10 protein-coding genes are annotated in these 10298 nt (G+C 72.0%); 2 read left to right on the top strand and 8 right to left on the bottom strand.

Translation table 11 applies throughout. The features are described 5' to 3' along the window. Positions 1-24: 24 nt before the first annotated feature. From GXP76_RS16195 to ssd, 6 genes are all read right to left on the bottom strand, one after another. Complete coding sequence (locus GXP76_RS16195) at positions 25-381, bottom strand: TadE family type IV pilus minor pilin (RefSeq protein WP_308354143.1); 357 nt, start codon at positions 379-381, stop codon at positions 25-27. 67 nt (positions 382-448) lie between these two features. Continuing rightward, on the bottom strand, positions 449-763 hold the full coding sequence (locus GXP76_RS35870; RefSeq protein ID WP_308354142.1) for a DUF4244 domain-containing protein: 315 nt from the start codon (positions 761-763) through the stop codon (positions 449-451). 49 nt (positions 764-812) lie between these two features. Further along, positions 813-1604, bottom strand: a complete 792-nt coding sequence (locus tag GXP76_RS16185; RefSeq protein WP_242572220.1) for a type II secretion system F family protein — start codon at positions 1602-1604, stop codon at positions 813-815. After that, positions 1601-2515 (bottom strand): type II secretion system F family protein, encoded by a 915-nt coding sequence (locus GXP76_RS16180; protein ID WP_242572222.1) that lies wholly within the window; start codon positions 2513-2515, stop codon positions 1601-1603. The genes GXP76_RS16185 and GXP76_RS16180 overlap by 4 nt, the downstream gene beginning before the upstream one ends. Positions 2516-2520: 5 nt before the next feature. Continuing rightward, positions 2521-3702, bottom strand: a complete 1182-nt coding sequence (locus GXP76_RS16175) for a TadA family conjugal transfer-associated ATPase (RefSeq protein ID WP_242572219.1) — start codon at positions 3700-3702, stop codon at positions 2521-2523. Then, positions 3699-4814, bottom strand: coding sequence for a septum site-determining protein Ssd (ssd, locus tag GXP76_RS16170; protein WP_242572218.1), 1116 nt, complete (start codon positions 4812-4814; stop codon positions 3699-3701). The genes GXP76_RS16175 and ssd overlap by 4 nt, the downstream gene beginning before the upstream one ends. Positions 4815-5385: 571 nt before the next feature. Between ssd and GXP76_RS16165 the strand changes: the two genes are divergently transcribed. Beyond that, on the top strand, positions 5386-6222 hold the full coding sequence (locus GXP76_RS16165) for an HAD family phosphatase (RefSeq protein ID WP_242572217.1): 837 nt from the start codon (positions 5386-5388) through the stop codon (positions 6220-6222). A 396-nt stretch (positions 6223-6618) separates the two neighbouring features. Here GXP76_RS16165 and GXP76_RS16160 read toward each other — a convergent pair whose 3' ends face one another. Further along, positions 6619-7524, bottom strand: coding sequence for an oxidoreductase (locus GXP76_RS16160; protein ID WP_242572216.1), 906 nt, complete (start codon positions 7522-7524; stop codon positions 6619-6621). Positions 7525-7626: 102 nt separating this feature from the next. On the opposite strand from GXP76_RS16160, the gene GXP76_RS16155 reads away from it, so the two are divergent. Then, positions 7627-8613: an ATP-binding protein gene (locus GXP76_RS16155; protein ID WP_242572215.1), complete on the top strand. Its 987-nt coding sequence runs from the start codon at positions 7627-7629 to the stop codon at positions 8611-8613. Between the two features lie 101 nt (positions 8614-8714). Here the strand turns inward: GXP76_RS16155 and GXP76_RS16150 are convergent, their stop codons facing one another. After that, a complete protein-coding gene (locus GXP76_RS16150; RefSeq protein ID WP_242572214.1) occupies positions 8715-10070 on the bottom strand; it encodes a hypothetical protein in 1356 nt (451 codons plus the stop codon). Positions 10071-10298: the final 228 nt, after the last annotated feature.

Genomic DNA, 10298 nt, shown 5'->3' with positions numbered 1-10298 from the left:
CCGTCGCCGATCCCCGGTCCCGGCTCATGGCACCTCCTTCACAGGCCCCGCCGCCGCCCCGCCCGGCACCGTGTCCTCGGCCGGTGCCACCGCCTCCGCGGTGAGCGTCAGCGCGATGCCCCGGGGCCCCGGCGTCGGGGCCTCCACCCGCACCCGCCACAGGTCCCGCGACCGGGCCAGCGTGACCTCGGCTCCGGCGGGGGCGGCGGAGCGCGCGGCCTCCTCCGCCGCGGCCCGGGGTTCGGACCGGGCCGCGGCCCGAGCCCCCGCCCGCGCGGCGTCCACGCACTGGATCTGCGCGGAGGCCGCCATCAGGGCCCACAGCAGCGCGGCGACGAACACCACCAGCGCCGGCACCGCCACGGCCGCCTCCGTCGTCACCGACCCCCGATCGCCGTCCTCTCCGGAAGGCCGCGAGGTGCCGCCCTCCCCGACCGCCGCACCGGACTCAGAACTTCGCATCGAGAGCGTTCCCGATGACCGACTCCAGGGCGCCCGTGACGGTCGTACTCGTGACCACCTTGTAGAGCCCGGCGGCGAGACCGCACGCGGCGAGCGTCACCATCGCGTACTCGGCACTCACGTTTCCGGAGTCCGCCCGCAGGCCGGCACGGGTCCGCAGCCCGGCACGGGGCCGCGTGCCGATTCCCGTCCGCCGGTCGGCGCCGACCCGGGCCCTGCTCCGGCGCAGTCGGCTCACCCTGCTCGCACCCTCCACCGCACGCCACGCCTGTCGTCCCGACAGGCCCATCCGCATCTTCATGTCAACCTCCCGTTGAGTCAGCACAGTTGAAACAGCTCGGTCGAAGAGCTCAGTTGCCCCGCAGCAGCCCGGTCGCCAGGCCGATCACCACCGGTGCCACTCCCACCGCCAGAAAGGCGGGCAGGAAGCACAGCCCCACCGGGGCGGTGATCAGCGCCTGGGCCCGGCCCGCGCGCGCCGCCGCCTGCCGGGCGCGCTCCGCCCTGAGGCGGTCGGCCAGCCTGGCGACGGGCTCCGCCGCCGGCGCTCCCGTCGATCCGGCCCGCTCCAGACAGCGGGCCAGGTCCGAGGCGCCCGGTATCTCGCCGAACCGCCCCCACGTCTCGACCGGTTCGCCGCCGAGCCGCAGCGCCGCCGCCGTACTCACCAGCCGGTCCCCCACCGGCCCGCCCAGCGACTCCCCCACTGCTTCGGCCGCCTCGCGCGGACTCGCGCCCGCCGAGACGCAGGCGGCCAACAGATCAGCGGCGAGGGGCAACTGCCGTGCTGCCTCGTCCGCGGTCGCGGTGGAATCCGGTTCACGGGTACGGAGCCACCGCCCGACGCCGTAGGCACAGGCGAGCCCGATCGCCGGTCCGGTGATCCCCCCGACCAGGGCCCAGCCGAGGCACCCGATCCCCAGCGGCGGTCCCCACCGCCTGACCCACGCCGCGAACTCCGGTCGTGTGCGCCGCCGACCGGGCGCCGCCTCCATGGCCAGCAGCGCCACCGTCCGTCCGCGCGCGGCCCGTTCGCGCCGCCACCCCGACCACGCGAGGACGACCGACACCACCGCCGCCAGCAGCGAGGCGGCCACCCACACGCTGTGGACCGAATCCCCCTGTGCGAGCCGCTCGTTCATGACGCGCTCCCGCTCCGGACGATCCGCCCGGCCCACCAGAAGCCCGCCGCTTCCAGCAGCCCGCCCACCACCAGACAGCTCAGCCCGGCGGGGGTGTGCAGCAGCACGCCCATCGGATCGGCGCCCATGGCCCAGCCCATCGCCAGACCCACCAGGGGCAGCAGCGCCAGCACCACGACCGTGGACCACGCACCCGCCAACTGAGCCCTCAAGGACTCCTGTTGATCGCGCCGCGCGCGCAGAGTGGCACCGAGCCGCTCCAGCCCGGCGGCCAGCCCCGCCCCGCCGTCCACCGCGACCCGCCAGCAGGCCGCGACCCCGACGAGGCCCTCCGCACCCGGCAGCCGGGCCACCCGGCGCAGAGCCGCCGGGACATCGCCGCCGAATCGGGCGGCCGCGACCACCGGAGCGGTCTCGGAACCGTCCAGGTCACGGCCGACGGCCCGGACGGCCGTGGTGAGGCCCTCGGCCGGTTGCGCCCCGGCCCTCAACTCCCCGACGAGTACGTCGCAGAGCCCGCGCACCGCCTCCGCACGGCGCTCCGCCACGCGCCGCCGCTCCCCTGCCCGCAGCCGCCGCCGCACGAGCGGCACCGCCACCGCGCCGGCGACCAGCGGCAGCACCGACTCGCCCCACAGAGCGAGCACGGCGGCGACGGGCAGGCAGAACCACTCCTTCGGCGACGCCGTCAGCCGCTTCCGGACCGCCGTCGCCGCACGCTGCCACGACGGCGCCGCCTTCCCCCTCGCCCCAGCCACGGCGGGGCCTCGGGCGCTGCCCCCGAACAGCAGCTCCGCCCGCCGTGACACCGACCCACGGTCCGCCCAGTGCCATACCGCCAACCCCGCGGACACCACGGCGCAGAAGGCGCTGACGCCGATCGGGACGGGGATCATCGCCGTCTTCTCCATCGCCGTCACAGCGCCTCCCCGATCAGCGCCCGCAGCCTCGGCCAGCCCCGCTCGTACGCGAACCCCTCCGCGCCCCAGCGCAGCGCGGGCACCGGCACCACCAGCCCGGCCGCGTCCCGCTCCAGCACGTGCACCTCGGCGATACGACGCCTCCCGGCCCGGTCCCGCACGAGATGGATCACCACCGACAGCGCCGCCGCCAACTGGCTGTGCAGGGCGGCCCGGTCGAGCCCGGCGGCCGTCCCGAGGGCCTCCAGCCGCGCGGGCACGTCGGCGGCGGTGTTCGCGTGGACCGTCCCGCAGCCGCCCTCGTGGCCCGTGTTCAAGGCCGCGAGGAGCGTCGTCACCTCCGCTCCGCGCACCTCCCCGACCACCAGCCGGTCGGGCCGCATCCGCAGCGCCTGCCGCACCAGGTCCTCCAGCGTCACCTCGCCCGCGCCCTCCTGATTGGCGGGCCGGGCCTCCAGGCGCACCACATGCGGGTGATCGGGCCTCAACTCGGCCGAGTCCTCGGCCAGTACGATCCGCTCGCGCTCGCCCACCAGACCGAGCAGTGCCGACAGGAGGGTCGTCTTCCCTGAGCCCGTGCCGCCGCTGATCAGGAAAGACACCCGGGCCTCGATCAGTGCCCGCAGCAGTCGCTCGCCACCCGGCGGCACCGTCCCGGCGGCGGTCAGTTCCGCCGGCGAGAAGGCCCGGGGGCGTACGACCCGCAGCGACAGACAGGTCGATCCGACGGCCACCGGGGGCAGTACCGCGTGCATGCGCGTCCCGTCGGGCAGCCGTGCGTCGACCCACGGGCGCGCGTCGTCCAGCCGTCTGCCCGCCACCGCCGCGAGCCGCTGCGCCAGCCTCCGTACGGCGGAGGCGTCGGCGAACGACACGTCCGCCGGCTCCAGCCCGCCGCCCCGGTCCACCCAGACCCGGTCGGGTGCCGAGACCAGCACGTCGGTCACGGAGGGGTCGGCCAGCAGGGGCTCCAGCGGCCCCGTGCCGACCAGCTCGCACCGCAACTCCTCGGCGGCGCCGAGCACTTCCGTGTCCCCCAGAAGCCTCCCCTGGGCCCTCAGGGCCGCCGCCACGCGCGCCGGGGTCGGCTCGGCCCCGCTCTCCGCCAGACGCTGCCGTACGGCGTCCAGGAGCGCTCCACCGACCTGCGCGCCCCTGGGACGCGCCGGGGCGCTCACGCGGTCACGCTCCCGTCCCCGGCACCCGCCAGCGCCCGCTCCCAGAAACCGGTGCAGAACCGCGCCAGCGGCCCCCGCGCGCTCGCCCCCGGTGGCGCGCCCCTCTCCTGGGCGGCCAGCAGGCCCGGCTCCTCGGGAAGTTCACCCACGAGCGGCAGCCGCAGCGCGTCGGCCACCCAGCTGTCGTCCAGCCCGGTCGCGTACGGCCCTCGGACCACCGCCCGCAGGTCCGGCAGGACCATGCCCACCAAGGACGCGACCCGGCCGGCGGCGGCGACGGCCCGCAGCTCGCCCGGCACCACCAGCAGTCCGACGTCCAACTGCGCCAGCGCCTCCGCCACGCCCTCGTCGACCCGGCGCGGAAGATCCACGACCACGACGGCGCACCGCCTGCGGGCCGCCGCGAGAACGGAACGCATGGCCTCGGGCGGGACCAGTACCGAATCGCCCCGGTCCCAGCTGAGGACGCGCAGATCGTGCAGACGGGGCAGCGACTCCTCCAACGCACCGCCCGCCACCCGCCCCTTGGAGGCGGCGAAATCAGGCCATCGGCGACCCTCCGCCCGTTCGCCGCCGAGCAGCACGTCGAGCCCGCCGCCGAGCGGATCGCCGTCGACGAGCATGGTCCGCAGCCCCTGCCGGGCCGCCGTGACCGCCAGGGCGCAGGCCAGCGTGGAAGCCCCGGCACCGCCCCGGCCGCCGATCACCCCGACGGTGAGCGCCTGGCGCCCCACTCCTTCGGCGACATCGGCGATCCGGTCCACGAGCCAGCTCTCGGCGTCGGGCAGCCGCAGCACGCATTCGGCGCCGATCTCGACCGCCCGCCGCCATACGTCCGGGTCGTCCTGGTCCCGGCCGACGAGCAGCACGTCCCGGCGCCGGGTGGCGGACCGGCAGCGTGAAGCCGCGTCGTCGCCCACCAGGACCAGCGGCGCGGACTCCCAGCCGCCCCGCCGCTCGGGCACGCGGTGGTGCACCTCCGGCTCCGCGCCGGCGGCCGCGCACAGCCGCAGGAGATCGTCGAGCAGTTCGACGTCCTCGGTCACGATCAGCGGCCCGGCCAGGCGCCCTTCGGCGACCGGCGAGCGGTCGGACGTCCTGAATCCAGCCATTCTCTCCACCCCCTATTTACCGCGATCCCGGATCGATGTCCGCAGTAGCGCCGAAGCGCGAACCGCCGCCTTCCGCGGACACCCGAAGGGCATCGGCGGAGCGGGCTCTCAGCGATCTCGAAGTGATCCGGCATCCGTGATTCCGGCTACCGCGAACTTTCGCGGTCGGAAATCACGGTGCACCGCACGGAAGAAACGTGTGGATCTTGCTCAAAAGCTGTGGACAACTCACCGGTTGTGAATAACTCCGTAGCTCATACCGGTGACTTCCGAGAGCAGCCTGGCGACTACGCACAGTGACGAGTAGAGTGCGTATCGGATCCGCGCTCGCGAAGCGCCACAAGGAGTGGGGATGCGCGGAGACCTGGGGTCCGGGCACCGGAAACGTATCCGGACATGCGACGACCCCCGCCGGGGGGGAGAGCGGGGGTCGTCCCCCAGACCGACTCGGGGGGGGGAGGAGCCGGACCAGGTGAGCACGGTCGCGAACGATCCGTGACTTCCATGGTGTACCCGAGAGCCTTCTCAGGCAAACCCACGCGCCGTACCTTACGCCGAATGGTGGGCGCCTATGCTCGACTTCGTGGAAAACCACTCCTTGCCTCGCACAGCGGCCTTCTTTGACCTGGACAAGACGGTCATTGCGAAGTCTTCGACGTTGACCTTCAGCAAGTCCTTCTATCAAGGCGGACTGATCAACCGCCGAGCCGTACTGCGCACCGCATACACACAGTTCGTCTTTCTCGCCGGCGGCGCCGATCACGACCAGATGGAGCGCATGCGCGAGTACCTCTCCGCGCTCTGCAAGGGCTGGAACGTCCAGCAGGTCAGGGAGATCGTCGCCGAGACGCTGCACGATCTCATCGACCCCATCATCTACGACGAGGCCGCCTCCCTCATCGAGGACCACCACACGGCCGGACGCGACGTGGTGATCGTCTCCACGTCCGGCGCGGAGGTCGTCGAGCCCATCGGCGAACTCCTCGGCGCCGACCGGGTCGTGGCGACCCGCATGGTGGTCGGCGAGGACGGCTGCTTCACCGGTGAGATCGAGTACTACGCGTACGGGCCGACCAAGGCCGCGGCGGTCAAGGCGCTCGCCGCGTCCGAGGGATACGACCTGGACCGCTGTTACGCGTACAGCGACTCCGCGACCGACCTGCCGATGCTCCAGTCGGTCGGCCACCCGTACGCGGTCAATCCGGACAGGACGCTACGGCGCGAGGCGGTGGCCCGCGATTGGCCGATTCTCGTCTTCGATCGACCGGTCCGGCTCAAGCAGCGGCTGCCCGCCTTCTCCATGCCGCCACGGCCGGCGCTCGTGGCGGCGGCAGCGGTGGGCGCGGCGGCGGCCACCGCGGGGCTGGTCTGGTACGCGAGCCGGCGACGCCAGGCGGCTTCCGCATGACCGGACCGGCCACCACGAGGCGGTTCGCCCATATTTGAACCTAAAAGTAAAGTTGCCGGGCGAGGGCTTTCCCTTGCCTCCCGACAGGAGTACAAAGGAATCGACGGCCCGCGAGACCAAGGACATCCGAGAGGATGACCTGTTGACGCAGAAGGCCCCACGGACCGCGCATGAAAACCGAGTACCCACGCGACGTCGACCCGTCGATTACGGGCCAGCCGCACCAGGGACGGGCGAAGTACCCGACCTGATGGGCAAAACTACGAGGACGCTTGGTAACTGGGTGGACGTGCCAGCGGCGGTACCTCTCCGGTACCGCCGCATTCGTGTGCGACGGGCGCCGCGAAACGGCCGCCGGCGCCGGACCGACCGCCGGCGCAGACCCGCGCGGCCGGCTCAGGCGGCGCCGCGCTGGAGCGCCTCGCAGACGGCGGTCGACTCCCTGACACCCAGTTCGACCGCGCGCCCGCAGTGCGCGATCCACGCCGCCATTCCCTCCGGTGTCCCCGAGAGATACCCGTCGAACGCCGCCACGTACGCGGCGCGCCCCAACTCCGCGTGCCCGACCTCGGACGGGCAGATCGACTTGGGGTCGAGCCCGCTGCCGATCAGCACGATCCGTTCGGCGGCCCGCGCCACCAGGCCGTTGTACGAGCCGAAGGGGCGCAGCGCCAGCAGTTCACCGTGCACCACCGCCGCCGTGACGAGCGCGGGCGCCGAACTCCCCTGGACCACCAGCCCGGAGAGGCCGTCCAGCCGTCCGGCCACCTCGTCGGCGCCGGGCAGCGGTGCCTCGATCAGCGGCTTGGGGCTGTCCGGCCCCGGTGTCTCGACCACCGGCTCACCGGCCAGCCTCGGCCGCCCCACCGTCTCCCCCGCGGTCCCCGCATCCGCGGCCGTCGCCTCGGCGCCGACGCCACCGGCGGCCACCAGATGCAGCCGGGCCAGCACCCGTACCGGCGACTGCCGCCAGATGGAGAGCAGTTGGCCCGCCTCGGCGGTCAGCCGCAGTGCGGCTCCCACCGTCAGCGCGTCGGCCGCGGAGCCGAAGTCACTGCGCCGACGCACCTCTTCCAGCGCCCAGTCCGCCCCGGAGAGGGCCGCCGACGCGCGCGCCGCACGCAGCGCGGCCTCCGAGGTGACCTCGTTGCTGCGCCGTCTCATCACGCGGTGCCCGTAGACCCGGTCGACCGCCACACGCACCGAATCCACCGCGTCGGGGACGCCCGGCAGAGAGGCCAGTGTGGCGAGAGGGTCATGCCCTCGCGGAGCGGACGAAGCGTTCGAAGCTGTCGTACTCATAGGTAGCAAGGCTACGCGCCCACATCGCACGCCCCACGTTGGAGTGGTCTTTCCCGGCGGAAGTGACAGCGCACAGCGACATCAGCACTACGCTAGGTGAACATGAAGATCGCTTTCGTGGGGAAGGGCGGCAGCGGCAAGACGACGCTGGCCTCGCTCTTCATCCGCCATCTGACCGCCAACGAGGCCCCCGTCATCGCGGTGGACGCCGACATCAACCAGCATCTCGGGGCCGCGCTCGGTCTCGACGAGGAGCAGACCGCCGCGCTGCCCGCGATGGGCGCGCACCTCCCGCTCATCAAGGAGTATCTGCGCGGCACCAATCAGCGGATCACGTCCGCCGACTCGATGATCAAGACGACGCCCCCGGGCGAGGGTTCCCGGCTGCTGCGGGTCCGCGAGTCCAACCCGGTGTACGAGGCCTGCGCCCGCACCGTCCGGCTGGACGACGGCGACATCCGGCTGATGGCCACGGGCCCGTTCACCGAGTCCGATCTGGGGGTGGCCTGCTACCACTCCAAGGTCGGCGCGGTCGAACTCTTCCTGAACCACCTCGTCGACGGCCCGGACGAGTACGTCGTGGTCGACATGACGGCGGGCTCGGACTCGTTCGCGTCCGGGATGTTCACCCGGTTCGACATGACGTTCCTGGTGGTGGAGCCGACACGTAAGGGAGTGTCGGTCTACCGCCAGTACAAGGAGTACGCACGGGACTTCGGCATCGCGCTGAACGTCGTCGGCAACAAGGTCCAGGCCCAGGACGACGTGGACTTCCTCCAGGACGAGGTGGGCGACGACCTGCTCGTCACCGTCGGCCACTCCAACTGGGTGCGTTCCATGGAGAAGGGCCGCCCGGCCCGCTTCGAGCTGCTGGAGGCGGAGAACCGGGTGGCGCTCCAGGTCCTGGAGGACGCGGCCGAGGACTCGTACGCGAACCGGGACTGGGAGCGCTACACCCGGCAGATGGTGCACTTCCACCTCAGGAACGCGGAGAGCTGGGGCAATGCGAAGACCGGTGGGGACCTGGCCGCACAGGTCGACCCGTCGTTCGTGCTCCGTGAGGACGCGGCGGTTCCGCAGCCGAGCTGAACGGGGCGCGGTGGTACGCGCGGCGCGTCGAGGCACCGCCCGTACCACCGCTCGAACCGCTCTCGCGGCTCACAGCCCGCTCGCTACTTTGCGGACACCCCCTAGGAGGCCGGGCCGTCGCCCGCGTCCGGGACCGCCGGGGAGGCCGGCGCGTCCGGGACAGCCGGTGCGGCCGGTGCGTCCGGACCCGCCGGGAGCGCGGGGGAGGCCGGCGCCTTGGGCGCGGTCAGATACGACTGCCAGCCGCCCTTGGGCTTCTCCCCCACGGCCAGCCCCCGCAGCCTTTCGAGCGTCTCCGGGTCCTGGGCGTCCAGCCAGTCCGCGAGTTCCTTGAAGGTCACGCACCGCACGCCGTCCTTCACACAGACGGTCTTGATCGTCTCCTCGACGGCGCGCATATAGGTGCCGCCGTTCCACGACTCGAAGTGGTTGCCGATGATCAGCGGCGCGCGGTTGCCGTCGTAGGCGCGGCCGAAGGCCTGGATCAGGCCGTCACGCATCTGGTTGCCCCAGAACTCGTGCTGCGACGGGTCGCCGTTGACCGTCTTCGACTGGTTGAACATGAAGTTGTAGTCCATCGAGAGCGTCTCGAACTGCCGTCCCGGTACCGGGACGAGCTGGAGCGGGATGTCCCACATGCCCTCGGTCTTCTTCGGCCAGACCTGGGTGCCGACGCCGCTGGAGTCGTAGCGGAAGCCCAGCGTCTTCGACGCCCGCATCATGTTCTTCTGCCCTTCCAGGCAGGGCGTGCGGGCGCCGACGAGTTCCTTCTCGTAGTCGAAGGGCAGCGGGGGCTCGGCGGTCAGGCCGGTGTTGGTCTTCCAGTTCTTGACGAACGCCTTGGCCTGGCTGATCTCGCTCTTCCACTCCTCGACGGACCAACTGCCGACGCCGCCGTTCGCCCCGCAGAAGTGGCCGTTGAAGTGGGTGCCGATCTCGTTGCCGTCCTGCCAGGCGCCGCGCAGTTCCCGCAGTGTGTTCTTGATCCCCTCGGTGTCGTTGAAGCCGATGTCCGAGCGGCCGACGGCGTGCTGCGGCGGGCTGTACTGCTTCGACTTGTCCTTCGGCAGCAGATAGACGCCACTGAGGAAGTACGTCATCTTCGCGTCGTACTTCTTGCCCACCTCGCGGAAGTGGGAGAAGAGCTTCTGGCTGTCCTCACCGGCCCCGTCCCAGGAGAACACCACGAACTGGGGCGGTTTCTGACCGGGCTTCAGGCGCTCCGGTTTGAGGACACCGGGCTGGGCGCCGGTGTACGCGGTCGAACCGTCGCCGATGAGCCGCACCGCGCTCTTGGCCGGCCCCGCCCCCTTCTTCGCACCATGGGAGCCGTCCTCGCTCTCGGCGTTGGCCTTGTCCTTCGGTTCCGGCGAACCGGCCCCCGAGCATCCCGCGAGTCCCACGGCCAGCGCCGTGACAGCCGCACCGCAGACGATCCTCTTCGTGACGGCCAGCATCCGCCCACCTCCTCAGATTCTGTGCGTTGAAGCGTCGAAACGCCGGGCACGGCGCCGAGCGCCGACAACGTCGCACTGGGACCCGAGGGGATCCGGTATGACAAGCCGTACAAAATGACTAATCACTGGCGCGGGTGAAAGTTTGCACCATTTGCCCTGAAAGTCATGTCGGAATCTTTACTCTCCATTACGATCCGTTTACTGAGCGTTGATGATCTCGACATTCGC

It is taken from the genome of Streptomyces sp. NP-1717, assembly GCF_022695985.1.
Lineage (GTDB): Bacteria > Actinomycetota > Actinomycetes > Streptomycetales > Streptomycetaceae > Streptomyces.
This window is presented reverse-complemented; position numbering and strand designations above follow the sequence as displayed.

Coding starts and splice junctions, on each gene's coding strand:
- ssd (WP_242572218.1), bottom strand. CDS start 4,814: ATGGCTGGATTCAGGACGTCCGACCGCTCGCCGGTCGCCGAAGGGCGC.
- GXP76_RS16185 (WP_242572220.1), bottom strand. CDS start 1,604: ATGAACGAGCGGCTCGCACAGGGGGATTCGGTCCACAGCGTGTGGGTG.
- GXP76_RS16180 (WP_242572222.1), bottom strand. CDS start 2,515: ATGGAGAAGACGGCGATGATCCCCGTCCCGATCGGCGTCAGCGCCTTC.
- GXP76_RS16155 (WP_242572215.1), top strand. CDS start 7,627: ATGAAGATCGCTTTCGTGGGGAAGGGCGGCAGCGGCAAGACGACGCTG.
- GXP76_RS16160 (WP_242572216.1), bottom strand. CDS start 7,524: ATGAGTACGACAGCTTCGAACGCTTCGTCCGCTCCGCGAGGGCATGAC.
- GXP76_RS16165 (WP_242572217.1), top strand. CDS start 5,386: ATGCTCGACTTCGTGGAAAACCACTCCTTGCCTCGCACAGCGGCCTTC.
- GXP76_RS35870 (WP_308354142.1), bottom strand. CDS start 763: ATGAAGATGCGGATGGGCCTGTCGGGACGACAGGCGTGGCGTGCGGTG.
- GXP76_RS16150 (WP_242572214.1), bottom strand. CDS start 10,070: ATGCTGGCCGTCACGAAGAGGATCGTCTGCGGTGCGGCTGTCACGGCG.